This window comes from Testudinibacter sp. TW-1, assembly GCF_050613185.1.
Taxonomy (GTDB): domain Bacteria; phylum Pseudomonadota; class Gammaproteobacteria; order Enterobacterales; family Pasteurellaceae; genus Chelonobacter.
In genome coordinates this window covers 527753-541913 of record NZ_CP192511.1, presented here as the reverse complement: position 1 = coordinate 541913, position 14161 = coordinate 527753, and the positions used below count along the sequence as shown (strand labels likewise).

At 48.5% G+C, this 14161-nt stretch carries 11 protein-coding genes; all 11 read left to right on the top strand.

All coding sequences use genetic code 11. From position 1 onward, the window contains the following. Positions 1–9 precede the first annotated feature (9 nt). The 11 genes from clpX (at position 10) to rseP (ending at position 14136) form a co-directional block, all read left to right on the top strand. Positions 10–1263 (top strand): ATP-dependent protease ATP-binding subunit ClpX, encoded by a 1254-nt coding sequence (gene clpX, locus ACQ31U_RS02625; RefSeq protein ID WP_431053551.1) that lies wholly within the window; start codon positions 10–12, stop codon positions 1261–1263. A gap of 161 nt (positions 1264–1424) precedes the next feature. Next, positions 1425–3851, top strand: coding sequence for an endopeptidase La (gene lon / locus ACQ31U_RS02620; protein ID WP_431053550.1), 2427 nt, complete (start codon positions 1425–1427; stop codon positions 3849–3851). Between the two features lie 163 nt (positions 3852–4014). After that, positions 4015–5904 (top strand): SurA N-terminal domain-containing protein, encoded by a 1890-nt coding sequence (locus ACQ31U_RS02615; RefSeq protein ID WP_431053549.1) that lies wholly within the window; start codon positions 4015–4017, stop codon positions 5902–5904. A 360-nt stretch (positions 5905–6264) separates the two neighbouring features. After that, a complete protein-coding gene (gene rpsB, locus ACQ31U_RS02610; protein ID WP_431053548.1) occupies positions 6265–7014 on the top strand; it encodes a 30S ribosomal protein S2 in 750 nt (249 codons plus the stop codon). 135 nt (positions 7015–7149) lie between these two features. Then, positions 7150–7998, top strand: coding sequence for a translation elongation factor Ts (gene tsf / locus ACQ31U_RS02605; protein WP_431053547.1), 849 nt, complete (start codon positions 7150–7152; stop codon positions 7996–7998). A 121-nt stretch (positions 7999–8119) separates the two neighbouring features. After that, positions 8120–8845: a UMP kinase gene (gene pyrH / locus ACQ31U_RS02600; RefSeq protein WP_431053546.1), complete on the top strand. Its 726-nt coding sequence runs from the start codon at positions 8120–8122 to the stop codon at positions 8843–8845. A gap of 67 nt (positions 8846–8912) precedes the next feature. Beyond that, complete coding sequence (frr, locus tag ACQ31U_RS02595) at positions 8913–9470, top strand: ribosome recycling factor (protein WP_431053545.1); 558 nt, start codon at positions 8913–8915, stop codon at positions 9468–9470. Between the two features lie 384 nt (positions 9471–9854). Further along, the gene (ispC, locus tag ACQ31U_RS02590; RefSeq protein WP_431053544.1) at positions 9855–11051 is read left to right on the top strand and encodes a 1-deoxy-D-xylulose-5-phosphate reductoisomerase; all 1197 of its coding nucleotides are present in this window, start codon (positions 9855–9857) and stop codon (positions 11049–11051) included. A gap of 85 nt (positions 11052–11136) precedes the next feature. Beyond that, positions 11137–11865 (top strand): polyprenyl diphosphate synthase, encoded by a 729-nt coding sequence (gene uppS / locus ACQ31U_RS02585; RefSeq protein ID WP_431053543.1) that lies wholly within the window; start codon positions 11137–11139, stop codon positions 11863–11865. Positions 11866–11901: 36 nt separating this feature from the next. Next, positions 11902–12771 (top strand): phosphatidate cytidylyltransferase, encoded by an 870-nt coding sequence (locus tag ACQ31U_RS02580; protein ID WP_431053542.1) that lies wholly within the window; start codon positions 11902–11904, stop codon positions 12769–12771. Positions 12772–12783: 12 nt separating this feature from the next. After that, complete coding sequence (rseP, locus tag ACQ31U_RS02575; protein WP_431053541.1) at positions 12784–14136, top strand: sigma E protease regulator RseP; 1353 nt, start codon at positions 12784–12786, stop codon at positions 14134–14136. Positions 14137–14161: the final 25 nt, after the last annotated feature.

Genomic DNA, 14161 nt, shown 5'->3' with positions numbered 1-14161 from the left:
GATAACATTATGTCGAACGAGAAACAACATCATTGCTCTTTTTGCGGCAAAGAACAGCACGAAGTGGAAAAACTGATCGCCGGCGTTGCCGGCTACATTTGCAATGAATGTATCGAAGATTGCTACCATTTGCTGGAAAAAGACGAGCAAGAAAACGCTGCCGCTGAAAGTGCGGTTGAGCCGCTGCAAGACAAGCTGCCGACCCCGCACGAAATCCGCAAACATCTGGACGATTACGTGATCGGGCAGGATCATGCCAAAAAAGTGTTGGCGGTGGCGGTATATAACCACTATAAACGCTTACGCAGCGACATCAAAAGCGATGTCGAGCTGGGCAAAAGCAACATTCTGTTAATCGGTCCGACCGGCAGCGGAAAAACCTTGTTGGCGGAAACGTTGGCAAGAATGCTGAATGTGCCGTTTGCGATGGCGGACGCCACCACCTTGACCGAAGCCGGTTACGTCGGCGAAGATGTGGAGAATATCATTCAAAAATTGCTGCAACGCTGCGATTATAAAGTCGAGCAAGCCGAGCGCGGCATTGTTTATATCGATGAAATCGACAAAATCAGCCGCAAATCGGATAATCCGTCAATCACCCGCGATGTATCCGGCGAAGGCGTACAGCAGGCGTTGCTCAAACTGATTGAAGGCACCACTGCCTCGATTCCGCCGCAAGGAGGCAGAAAGCACCCGCAACAGGAATTTTTGCGCGTCGATACCTCGAAAATCCTGTTTATCTGCGGCGGCGCATTTGCCGGCTTGGATAAAGTGGTCGATCAACGTAACAATGTGAAGAGCGGTATCGGTTTCGGCGCCGAAGTGAAAGGCGAAAAAGACAAAGCCGGGATCAGCGAATTGTTGAAACAGGTGGAACCGGAGGATTTGATTAAATTCGGCTTGATTCCTGAATTTATCGGGCGCTTACCGGTGGTTGCCGCCCTGAGCGAACTGGATGAAGAAGCCTTGATTAAAATTCTGACCGAACCGAAAAATGCGCTGACCAAGCAATATCAGGCGCTGTTCCAACTGGAAGATGTCGATCTGGAATTCACTCAGGGCGCGTTGGTGGCAATGGCGAAAAAAGCCATGAAACGCAAAACCGGCGCCCGTGGTTTACGTTCGATTGTGGAAGCGGTGTTGCTGGATACGATGTATGATCTGCCGTCATTGCATAACCTGCAAAAAGTGCTGATTGATGAGGATGTTATTGCCAAACAACAGCCGCCGAAACTGGAGTATCGGCTGGAACAAGCCAGTTAGCAGCGGTTGAAGCAAGTGCGGTTTTCTACTCCAACGGAAAACCGCACTTTTATTTTAGCTGAGAAATTTTGATCAAAAGGGTAAATAATCCTTGAGATTTCCGCCGAATAACCCAATATAGAGTCCGTTAATTCCCATTTTAGCAACAAGAGAGATAAAGAATGCGTGCAGAACAAACCATACAAACCCATATCCCGGTGTTGCCGCTGCGTGACGTAGTGGTGTTTCCGTTTATGGTGATGCCGTTATTTGTGGGACGGGAAAAATCCATCCGTAGTTTGGAAAAAGCGATGGAAAGCGGCAAACAGTTGTTGCTGGTGGCGCAAAAGCAAGCGGAACAAGAGGATCCGAGCTACGACGATGTTTATTCCGTCGGGACACTGGCAAATATTATTCAATTGCTGAAATTGCCGGACGGTACGGTAAAAGTGCTGGTGGAAGGGCAAAAACGGGCGAAAATCCTCCAATTTCATGATGACGGGCTGCTGATGGCGGATATTGAGATTATCGACAGTGTGAGCGGCGATGAGCAGGAATTGGAAGTGATTCAAAACAGTGCGTTGGAAGAGTTTGATTCCTATGTGCAATTGAATAAAAAAGTCCAGCCGGAAGTGGTGAGCGCCCTACGCGGCATTGATGACTCCGAGCGTTTGAGCGATACCATGTCGGCGCATATGCCGATTGCCTTGGAAAACAAACAGAAATTGTTGGAAAAATACAATGTGGTTGAACGTTTCGAGTTGCTGATTGGCACCATGCAAAGCGAATTGGATATTTTGCAGGTGGAAAAACGGATTCGTGGTCGCGTTAAAAAACAAATGGAAAAAAGCCAACGCGATTACTATTTGAATGAACAGATTAAGGCCATTCAGAAAGAGCTGGGTGAACAAGACAATCATAACGATGAAATCGAACAATTACGCTTGAAAGTCGAAGAAGCCAGAATGCCGATTGAAGTGCGCGAGAAAGCCGAAGCCGAATTACAGAAATTGCGCATGATGTCGCCGATGTCGGCGGAAGCCACCGTGGTGCGCAGTTATGTCGAATGGTTGGTGCAAGTGCCGTGGCATAAACGCAGCAAGGTAAAAAAAGATTTGGCGCGCGCGCAAAAGGTGTTGGATTCCGATCATTACGGCTTAGAACGCGTGAAAGAGCGGATCTTGGAATACCTGGCGGTACAAAGCCGTTTAAATCAAGTCAAAGGTCCGATTTTGTGTTTGGTCGGCCCGCCGGGCGTGGGGAAAACCTCACTCGGACAGTCTATTGCCAATGCGACCGGGCGTAAATACGTGCGCATGGCGTTGGGCGGGGTGCGTGATGAAGCGGAAATTCGCGGACATCGTAAAACCTATATCGGCTCATTGCCGGGCAAACTGATCCAGAAAATGTGTAAAGTCGGGGTGAAAAACCCGCTGTTTTTGTTGGATGAAATCGACAAAATGGCGGCGGATATGCGTGGCGATCCGGCGTCGGCGTTGTTGGAAGTGTTAGATCCGGAACAAAATACCACGTTTAGCGATCACTATTTGGAAGTGGATTATGATTTGTCCGACGTGATGTTCGTTGCCACTTCAAACTCAATGAATATTCCGGCGCCGTTGTTGGATCGGATGGAAGTGATTCGCTTGTCGGGTTACACCGAAGACGAAAAACTCAATATTGCCACCCGCCATTTGGTTGCCAAACAAATGGAACGCAACGGTTTGAAGAAAGGCGAATTGAGCATTGAGGACAGCGCGATTCTCGGCATTATCCGCTTTTATACCCGTGAAGCGGGCGTGCGCTCACTAGAACGGGAAATTTCCAAAATTTGCCGCCGTGCGGTGAAAAATCTGTTATTGGACAAAACGCTGAAATCATTGGTGGTGAATGCCGACAATCTGCATGAGTATTTAGGGGTGAAGCGTTTTGAATACGGCAGGGCCGATACGGAAAATCGTGTGGGCGAAGTCACCGGTTTGGCGTGGACCGAAGTGGGCGGCGATCTGCTGACGATTGAAGCGGCTTCCGTCGCCGGCAAAGGTAAATTGAGCTATACCGGTTCATTGGGCGATGTCATGAAAGAATCAATTCAAGCCGCGATGACGGTGGTGCGTTCAAGAGCGGAACGTTTAGGTATCAATTCCGAGTTCCATGAAAAACGCGATATTCATATCCATGTGCCGGAAGGTGCCACACCGAAAGATGGACCGAGCGCGGGGATTGCAATGTGTACCGCACTTGTCTCCAGCCTGACCGGTAATCCGGTGCGCGCCGATGTGGCAATGACCGGGGAAATCACCCTGCGCGGCAAGGTGTTGCCGATTGGCGGTTTGAAAGAAAAACTGCTGGCGGCACATCGCGGCGGCATTAAATTGGTGCTGATTCCAAAAGATAACGTCAAAGATCTGGAAGAGATTCCGCAAAATGCCAAAGCGGATTTGGATATTCGCGCAGTCGAAACCATCGATGAGGTTTTATCGTTGGCGTTGCAAAATCCGGCGGAAGGCATTCAGTTGGTGACTCCGGCGGTGGCAGAAGTCAAAAAAGCGGTGGTTGCCGGTAAAAAACGCGGCGGCAAGCCGCAACCGTCACAAATCGTGAATTAATCCGTTTAATATCCGAAAAGCCAAATTCTGTCAGTTTTTGGCTTTTTATTTTTTATGTCAAATGGATGAAAAGCCGCGTACGGAGATAATCTATACGTGCATAACGGCGGGCTTTCGCCTATAATTCGGCAATATTTTAAGTTTAGCGACAGGAAAATACATTATGATGGAAAAACTGAGCGGCGGCGTAGGCGGCTGGTTATGGAAAATCATTTTCGGTTTAATTGCGATTTCGTTTGTGCTGGGCGGCGTGGGCACTTATTTAGGTTCGACGGTGAATAACGCGGCGGCAACGGTAAACGGCGAAGAAATTAGCCAGCAAACCTTTCAAAATGCCTATCAGCAACAAAACAGCCAATTCAGCCAAGAGATGGGCTCGCAATTTGCCTTGTTGATGGATTCGCCGGAATTTGAAACTAATTTCAGACGGGATGTGCTCAACGGCTTGATCGATGAAGCCCTGTTGGGACAATATTTGCAATCACTCGGTTTAGCGGTCAGCGATGAACAGATCAAGCGTGCGATTGTCAGCAGTCCGAACTTCCAAAAAGACGGCAAATTCGACAACGAAACCTATCAAAACTTCTTGCATTTTAACCGCATTAGTTCTGACTATTATGCGCAAACCTTGCGTGCGACCATTGCGATGCAACAGTTGCAAAACGGTATATTAGGTTCGGAAACCTTGAGCGAAGAACAGCTGAATCAAATGATTAAACAAATCTTCCAACAACGTGAAGTGCGGTTAACCGCTTTTCCTCTGGCGACGGAAGCGGCAAAACAACAGGTTAGCGAGCAAGAGATTGAACAGTATTATAATGCCAACAAAGCGGCATTTATGGTGCCGGAGTTGGTGAAAGTGGAATATATCGACATCGCGCGCCCTGACGTGGAAAAAAATATTCACGTCGGCGACGTCGAAGTGGCGCAATATTACCAAGACAATAAAGCCCAGTTTAGCGGACGCGGAAGCCAACATTTGGCGCATATCCAAGTTGCCGATCAAGCCTTGGCGCAAGATCTGGCACGGCAATTGCAAAACGGTGCGGATTTCGCCGATTTGGCAAAACAGTATTCGCAGGATAAATTATCGGCGGTCAATGGCGGCGATCTGAGTTGGGCAAATGACGGTTCATTCCCGGAAGCGTTCGAACAAGCGGCGTATGCCACCGAGATTGGCAATGTGAGCCAGCCGGTTAATGTCGATGGCGCTTACCATTTGATTAAAGTGTTAGAGCGGCGCCAAGGCGAAACCTTGCCGCTGGAACAAGTGAAAAGTCAAATTGTGGATACCATCCGCAATGAACTGACTTCGAGCGCGTTCTTCCGTTTGGAAAAACAAGCGGCGGAAAAAGCGTTTGAGAACCAATCTTCGTTGGTAGATGTGGAAAGTGCGGTCGGCAAGAAAGCGCAGCAGACCGATTATTTTTCGCGTCAAGACGTGCCGACCGCACTTAACTTCTCCAATGTGGTGTACAACATTTTCGATACCGATTTATTGCAAGGGGGCATGAATTCGGAAGCGATCAATGTCGGCGATCAGCATTCGGTGATTATACGTGTGATCGATCATAAAGCCGCAGGTACTAAAACCTTGGAAGAAGCTAAAGCCGATATTGAAACCTTGCTGAAACGGCAAAAAGCCGAAAATGTGTTGTTAACGCAAGTGAAAGCCTTGGCGGAACAATTCAACCAAGCGGAAAACAAACAAAATGTGAGTTTGCCGAACGGTATCAGTTTGGCAAGCAATGCGGAAACCGTTGTCTATGCTTCAATGCAAGATCCGCAATTACGCGAGGGCATTTTCTCGATGACAACCGCCGACGGCAAAGCGACGTATAAAGCGGTGCAGGACGGCAAAGGCGATGTCTATCTGGCGGAGTTAGTCAAAGTCAGCGACGGTGTGGCGGAAAACAATCAACAACGTGCGTTAGCGGCAAGTTATTTACAAGCCAAACAGCTGCAAACCTACAACAGTTTGATTCAATCATTGCGCAACCAAGCCGACATTGATATCAATCAGGACTTTATCCAACAGCGCGATCAGTTTTAAAAACCGCACTTTACAACATCAATCCCCGCTTTTTAGTGGGGATTGATGTTGCTGACAAACTTACTTCTCTCCCTCCGCGTGCGGAGGGAGGGAAATTATTCGAGAAAGAGACTTTGTTATCAGCCTGAATTCCCGCTTGTTAACGGGGATTTTTTCCAACAGACTTGCGCATTGTTGCGCTAATTCACTGGTAATTTCCGGTTGATTATGGTATAAAATGCGCCGTTATTCCGAACAGTCGGAATGGCATTATGATTAACTAAGACTTCACACACATATCATACACTGTCAGTCGGGGTGCCAAACGGTCGATGCGACAGGATATGTGGAGGCTAAACCCCAATTATATAAGGAATTATTATGGCACAAGTTTCAATGCGCGATATGCTGCAAGCAGGCGTACATTTCGGTCACCAAACCCGTTACTGGAATCCAAAAATGAAATCTTACATTTTCGGACCACGCAACGGCGTTCATATCATCAACTTGGAAAAAACCGTTCCGATGTTCAACGAAGCCTTGGTTGAGTTGACTCGCATTGCGGGCAACAACGGTAAAGTATTGTTTGTCGGTACCAAACGTGCGGCAACTGAAGCGGTAAAAGAAGCGGCATTAAGCTGTAACCAATACTTTGTAAACCACCGCTGGTTAGGTGGTATGCTGACTAACTGGAAAACCGTTCGTCAGTCAATCAAACGTTTAAAAGATTTGGAAGCGCAATCTCAAGACGGCACTTTTGAAAAATTAACCAAAAAAGAAGCGTTAATGCGTGCGCGTGAAATGGAAAAACTGGAATTAAGTTTAGGCGGAATCAAAAATATGTCCGGTTTGCCGGATGCGATTTTTGTTATCGCTGCCGATCACGAACACATTGCAATCAAAGAAGCCAACAACTTGGGTATTCCGGTATTTGCGGTTGTGGATACCAACACTAACCCGGATGGCGTGGATTACATTATCCCGGGTAACGATGATGCGGCGCGTGCGATTCAATTATACTTGAGCGCGGCAGCGGCGGCGGTCAACGAAGGTCGTGCGCAGTCTAACCCAACCGTAACAGAAGAAAGCTTTGTCGAAGCGGAAGCAGCCGTAGAAGCAGCAGCTGAATAATGTTATCGGTAATAAGGCTGTTTGCCCTTATTAACCACACAAATTAATTGGTTAGCAGGGGGCTTTATGTTCCCTGCTTTTTTATTCAAAGTGCGCTTGTTTTACAATAGGTTGCACGGACAAGAGGATTAAAAAATGGCTGATATTACAGCGGCATTGGTAAAAGAACTGCGTGAGCGTACCGGCGCAGGTATGATGGAATGTAAAAAAGCCTTGGTTGAAACCAATGGCGACATCGAATTAGCAATCGATAACATGCGTAAATCCGGTCAGGCGAAAGCGGCGAAAAAAGCCGGTCGTGTCGCGGCGGAAGGCGTTATCTTGGCGCGTGTCGACGGCGGTTACGGTGTGTTGGTTGAAATGAACTGCGAAACGGACTTCGTTGCCAAAGATGCCGGTTTCTTGGCATTGGCAAATAAAGTTGCCGACGCTGCATTGGCTGGCAAAATCACCGATGTCGACGTGTTGAAAGCGCAATTTGAAGAAGAGCGCGCGACACTGGTTGCGAAAATCGGTGAGAACATGAATATCCGCCGTGTGGCTGCCATCGGCGGCGATGTGGTTGGTTCTTACTTGCACGGTGCGAAAATCGGCGTATTGGTTGCGGCAACTAACGCAAACGAAGAATTGGTTAAACAAATCGCAATGCACGTTGCGGCAAGCCGTCCTGAATTCGTGAAACCGGAAGATGTATCTGCCGACGTTGTGGCTAAAGAGCGCGAAATCCAAGTGGCTATCGCCATGGAATCCGGTAAACCGCGTGAAATCGCAGAAAAAATGGTCGAAGGTCGTATGAAGAAATTCACCGGCGAAGTTTCTCTGACCGGTCAACCGTTTGTGATGGATCCGTCTAAATCTGTCGGCGAATTGTTGAAAGAAAAAGGTGCTGACGTTTCCGGCTTTATCCGTTTTGAAGTGGGTGAAGGAATCGAGAAAGTCGAAACCGACTTTGCTGCTGAAGTCGCAGCGATGCAAAAAGTATAATCAATCGAAAAGGCGAGGTAACTCGCCTTTTTAATGAATGTTATTCAGTCAAAAATGGTTATTAAATTATTGTACAATACGATAATTTCATCAGCATTTTAAACACAGCGAGGAACAGAAAATGAGCAAGCAACCGGCATATAAACGTGTGTTATTAAAATTAAGCGGTGAAGCCCTGCAAGGTGACGAAGGCTTCGGAATTGATGCGTCGGTGTTAGATCGCATGGCGTTGGAAATCAAAGAGCTGGTTGAGTTAGATGTACAAGTTGCTTTAGTTATCGGTGGCGGTAACTTATTCCGTGGCGCAAAACTGGCAAAAGCCGGTATGAACCGTGTGGTCGGCGACCATATGGGGATGTTGGCGACGGTGATGAACGGTTTGGCAATGCGTGATTCGCTGCACCGTGCCGATATCAATGCCAAGCTGATGTCGGCATTCCCGTTGAACGGCGTGTGTGATACCTATAGCTGGGCACAGGCGATCCGCTTGTTAAACCAAGGGCAGGTGGTGATTTTCTCCGCCGGTACCGGCAATCCGTTTTTTACCACCGATTCCGCCGCTTGTTTGCGTGGGATTGAAATCGAAGCGGATGCGGTGCTGAAAGCGACCAAGGTGGACGGTGTGTATGATTGTGATCCGGCAAAAAATCCCGATGCCAATTTATACCGCACTTTGAGCTATCAAGACGTGTTGGAAAAAGAGTTGCAAGTGATGGATTTGGCGGCGTTCACCCTCGCACGGGATCACAATATGCCGATCCGCGTGTTCAATATGAATAAACCGGGCGCGTTAAAACGCGTGATTCTAGGCGAGCCGGAAGGCACGTTAATTTGCCACGAATCTTGATTTGTCGGGCAGAATAGGTTAAAAATAGCCGTTTACGGAACATTGATAAAAAAGAAAGGAAAACAGCGTGATTAACGAAATTAAACAAGATGCCGAACAACGCATGGAAAAAAGCATTGAAGCCTTCAAGAGCCAAATTTCCAAAATCAGAACCGGACGTGCGCACCCGAGCCTGTTAGACGGCATTCAGGTGGAATACTACGGTTCGGCCACGCCGTTGCGCCAGCTTGCCAACGTGGTGGCGGAAGATGCGCGCACCTTAGCGGTGAGCGTGTTTGACCGCTCTTTGATTCAAGCGGTGGAGAAAGCGATTCTGACTTCGGATTTAGGTTTGAATCCGTCTTCCGCAGGTACGACTATTCGCGTGCCGTTGCCGCCATTGACCGAAGAACGCCGTCGTGATTTGACCAAAATCGTGCGCGGTGAAGCCGAGCAGGCGAAAGTGGCGGTGCGTAATATTCGCCGCGATGCCAATGATCAAATTAAGGCGTTGTTGAAAGACAAAGAGATCAGCGAAGATGATGAGCGCAAAGCACAGGACGTAATTCAAAAACTGACCGATGCCTATGTGAAGAAAGTCGATGAGGCGTTGGCAGAAAAAGAAAAAGAGCTGATGGAATTTTAATTCGGTTTAAGGCTTAATTTTCATCAAAGTGCGGTTGTCATAGGCTTGATAACCGCACTTTTGGTTTTGGCTATTTCTCAAACGATGGTATTTTGCTATCGTATTTCGCCGATGGCGACTTACTTTTCTTTGCTCGTGCAAAGAAAAGATAAGCAAAAGAAACACGCCCCTATTGTGCTGCTAATCCTCGCTTAGTGTGAATTTGCTTAACGGAAAATTTTTAATTCGCCCGCGTTGCGGGCAGACTCGCTTCGCTCAAACAAAAAAATTTCCCTACAAATTTCACACACGCTCGGGCAGCTCAGAAGGGGAAAATAAATGCAACGTTTTCAGCAACTAATCGATATGATTAGACTGCGACTATTTAATTCAATACGGTGATCTATGCAACAAAATATTGTGATTCTTGGTTCGACCGGTTCGATCGGTAAAAGCACGTTGTCGGTGATTGAACACAATCCTGAAAAATACCGCGCGTTTGCGTTGGTTGGCGGGCGCAATGCCGAGCTGATGGCACGGCAATGCCATGAATTTCAACCGCACTTTGCCGTGATGGCGGATAACGCCGCGGCGAAGCAGCTTAAACAGTGGTTAAGCGAAAGTGCGGTCAAAACAGAAGTGTTGAGCGGCGAGCAGGCGATTTGTGAAATTGCGGCACACCCTGAGGTGGACAGCGTGATGGCGGCGATTGTCGGTGCGGCAGGATTGCGTTCGACTTTGGCGGCAATTCAAGCCGGCAAGCGCGTGTTGCTGGCGAATAAAGAATCGTTGGTCACCTGCGGACAACTGTTTATTGATGAAGTGGCGAAATCAGGCGCAACCTTATTGCCGGTCGATAGCGAACATAACGCCATTTTCCAAGCCTTGCCACAGATTGAACAGCAACGGATCGGGCATTGCCGATTGCACGCAAGCGGTATTGATCGCATTATTCTGACCGGTTCGGGCGGGCCGTTTCGCCATACCGCACTTGCCGATTTTGCCGCGATCACGCCGGCGCAAGCGGTGGCGCACCCGAATTGGTCGATGGGGCATAAAATTTCGGTCGACTCCGCCACCATGATGAACAAAGGCTTGGAATATATCGAAGCCCGTTGGTTGTTTAACGCTTCCGCCGAGCAGATGGAAATTATTATCCATCCGCAGTCGATTATTCATTCGATGGTGCGTTACCGCGACGGCAGTGTGCTGGCTCAAATGGGCAACCCCGATATGCGCACCCCGATTGCACACAGCATGGCGTATCCTGACCGCACTTTTGCCGGCGTTGCGCCGTTAGATTTCTTTAAAATCAAAGAATTAACCTTTATCGAGCCGGATTATCAGCGTTATCCCAACTTAAAACTGGCAATCGACGGCTTTGCCGCCGGACAATATGCCACCACTGCGATGAATGCCGCCAACGAAATTGCGGTTGCGGCATTTTTGCAAGGGAAAATCCGTTTTAGCGAGATCGAGCGTGTTAATCGGCAAACGGTGGAACAATTTCCGGCTTCCGCAATCAAACAGATAGAGGATGTGTTTGACATCGATCGTCAGGCGCGTCGCTCGGCACAACAGTTGGTTCGGGAATTGATTTAACTTTTTTAGTTATTTCCGGCTTGTGATATAGTGAGTCGATTATTTTTAACGAGCTATTTTTAGCGGATCATTGACAGATAACAACATGAACGAAACGCCAAACTCAGTACAGTCGGCTAATTTGCCAAAACACGTTGCCATTATTATGGACGGCAACGGACGTTGGGCGAAAGAAAAGGGCAAATTGCGCCTGGTCGGGCATAGAAACGGGGTTAAGGCGGTGCGCAAAAGCGTCTCTTTTGCCGCGCGGCAAGGCATTCAATCACTGACGTTATATGCGTTCAGCAGCGAAAATTGGAACAGACCGCAAAGCGAAGTCAATGGTTTGATGGAGCTGTTTATGTTGGCGTTGAAACGGGAAGTCGGCAAGCTGCATAAAAATAACATCAAGTTGCAGATTTTGGGCGATGTCAGCCAATTCGGTGCGTCGTTACGGAAAAAAATTGCCGAAGCGCAAGCATTGACAGCCGATAACAGCGGTATGATTTTGAATATCGCCGCCAATTACGGCGGGCAGTGGGATATTGTGCAAGCGGCACAAGCGTTGGCGCAACAGGTCAAGTGCGGTCAATTGCAACCGGAACAGATTACGCCGAGTGTATTTGAGCAACAGTTGGTGACGGCGCAGCAGTCGCCGGTCGATTTGTTGATCCGCACCAGTGGCGAACAGCGAATCAGTAATTTCTTACTCTGGCAGGCGGCGTATGCCGAACTGTATTTTACCCCGGTGTTGTGGCCGGATTTTGACGAAGCGGAATTTGCCAAAGCCTTGAACGCCTTTCAACAGCGTGAGCGGCGCTTTGGCGGCAGTTGATTAAGAAACAATAGAACAGAAAAAGAGGATATTTGCGTGTTGAAACAGCGTATTTTATCGGCAGTCATTTTATTGGCATTGGTGATGGTCGCCTTGTTATGGTTTTCCCCTTATGCCTTTGCCTTAACCGTCGCGGCGATTGTGGTGTTGGGTGTGTGGGAATGGTGTCAATTTGCCAAACATAATAATGACATCTGGCGTTGGCTGATTACCGCACTTGCTGCTTGCGGTTTGTTTGTGGTGATTTTTTCCGCCCGCTACCAAATTAATGCCGGGATTATTTTAACCGCCAATACCGCATGGTTGTTGCTCGCTGCGTTAGTCTGGTGGGCGGTGGCATTTCTCCTCGTTGTCAGCTATCCCAACGCCAGCCAATATTGGCAGAAACCGCGTTTGTTACAGCTGATTTTCGGCTTTTTCACGCTAATGCCGTTCTTACTGGCGCTGTTGGCTTTGCGTTTGTACCATTATAACCAAAATCCGTATGAAGGCTTATTGCTGTTGCTGTATGTTTTAGTGTTGGTGTGGAGCACCGATACCGGTGCCTATTTTTGCGGCAAAGCCTTTGGCAAACATAAACTTGCGCCGAAAGTCTCGCCGGGCAAAACCTGGCAGGGAGCGATTGGCGGCGTGTTGACCGCACTTGTGGTCGGGGTGCTGTTTGTGCAATTGTCACCGGCGGATTTTGTGCTACGTGAACTTTCGTTGCCGCTGTTATTGGCGATCTCATTCGGCACGGTGGCGGTCTCGATTTTGGGCGATTTAACCGAAAGCATGTTTAAACGCCAAGCCGGAATCAAAGACAGCAGCCAGCTGATTCCGGGGCATGGCGGTGTGCTCGATCGGATTGACAGCCTGACCGCGGCACTGCCGTTTTTCTGTGCGCTGTTTTATTTTTGTCTATAAGGAAAAGTCTTGATGACATCATTGTGGTATCTGTTTGCGTTTTTGATTGCGATCAGCGTCTTGGTGTTTGTGCATGAGTACGGGCATTTTTGGGCGGCGCGTAAGTGCGGAATCAAGGTGTTGCGTTTTTCTATCGGTTTCGGCAAAGTGCTGTGGAGTAAAACCGATAAGCACGGTACGGAATTTGCTTTTTCGCTGATTCCGCTCGGCGGTTATGTCAAAATGCTCGACAGCAAGGCCGACGATGTGCCGCCGCAATTGAGCGCGCAAGATTACGGCAGCAAATCAGTGGCGCAGCGGGCGTTTGTGATCGCTGCCGGGCCACTGGCGAATTTCTTGTTTGCCATTGCCGTCTATTGGGTGATCTATTTGGTTGGCGTGCCGACAGTCAAGCCGGTGATCGGTTATGTCGAGCCGGATTCGATAGCAGCTAAAGCCGGTTTAGCGCCAAATATGCAAATCTTGGCAGTGGACGGCAAAGCGGTGCAGGACTGGACGAATGTCAATATGTTGCTGACCACCAAAGTCGGCACAAGTGCGGTCGAATTACGTGTTGCCGAATTTGGGCAACCGCAGCAGGCGGCACAACAGAAACGCCTGGATTTAACCGCATGGCAATACGAACCGCAGCAGCAAACCGCCTTTACCGCACTTGGCATCGTGCCGAAAAGCGGCGAAGTGAAGCTGATCGTCTCGAAAGTCAGTGAAAACTCACCGGCGCAGTTGGCGGGTTTGCAAGTCGGCGATCAGATTTTACAGGTTAACGGACAGGAAATCGCTTGGCGCGAATTGGTTGCTTTAATCCAAAGCAGTTTAGCACGCCCACTTGAATTTTTAATTGAACGGGCACCAAACCAAGCGCCGATTTTGTTGTCTATTACTCCGAGGGCAAATAAAGAAGGTCGTGCCGTGATCGGTTTCTCGCCGACTTTTGAGCCGTTGCCGCAAGAGTACCGCACCGAATTAAAATATGATATTCTAACCGCCTTGCAACAAGGATTTGAAAAAACGTTAGAATTAAGCACGGTGCTGATTAAGCTTTTAGGCAAATTACTCAGCGGCGATATTTCGTTGAGCAATATCGGCGGTCCGATTTCGATTGCGCAAGGCGCGGGGATTTCGCTGGACAGCGGTTTGGTTTATTACCTCGGTTTTATGGCATTGATTAGCGTAAACCTCGGGATTATGAATTTGTTTCCGTTGCCGGTGTTGGACGGCGGGCGTCTGCTGTTTTTGGCGGCTGAAGCGGTGCGCGGCCGTCCGCTGAGTGATCGGGTCATAGATTCGTTTTTCCGAATCGGCGCCGCACTACTGTTGGCGTTGACGCTTTTTGCGGTCTTTAATGATATTATACGTTTTATTTAATTTTACAGAGCTTATTGAACAGGAA

Excerpts from the sequence above, each read along its gene's own strand:
- rpsB (WP_431053548.1), top strand. The coding sequence starts at position 6,265 with ATGGCACAAGTTTCAATGCGCGATATGCTGCAAGCAGGCGTACATTTC.
- ispC (WP_431053544.1), top strand. The coding sequence starts at position 9,855 with ATGCAACAAAATATTGTGATTCTTGGTTCGACCGGTTCGATCGGTAAA.
- lon (WP_431053550.1), top strand. The coding sequence starts at position 1,425 with ATGCGTGCAGAACAAACCATACAAACCCATATCCCGGTGTTGCCGCTG.
- ACQ31U_RS02615 (WP_431053549.1), top strand. The coding sequence starts at position 4,015 with ATGATGGAAAAACTGAGCGGCGGCGTAGGCGGCTGGTTATGGAAAATC.
- tsf (WP_431053547.1), top strand. The coding sequence starts at position 7,150 with ATGGCTGATATTACAGCGGCATTGGTAAAAGAACTGCGTGAGCGTACC.
- clpX (WP_431053551.1), top strand. The coding sequence starts at position 10 with ATGTCGAACGAGAAACAACATCATTGCTCTTTTTGCGGCAAAGAACAG.
- uppS (WP_431053543.1), top strand. The coding sequence starts at position 11,137 with ATGAACGAAACGCCAAACTCAGTACAGTCGGCTAATTTGCCAAAACAC.
- pyrH (WP_431053546.1), top strand. The coding sequence starts at position 8,120 with ATGAGCAAGCAACCGGCATATAAACGTGTGTTATTAAAATTAAGCGGT.
- rseP (WP_431053541.1), top strand. The coding sequence starts at position 12,784 with ATGACATCATTGTGGTATCTGTTTGCGTTTTTGATTGCGATCAGCGTC.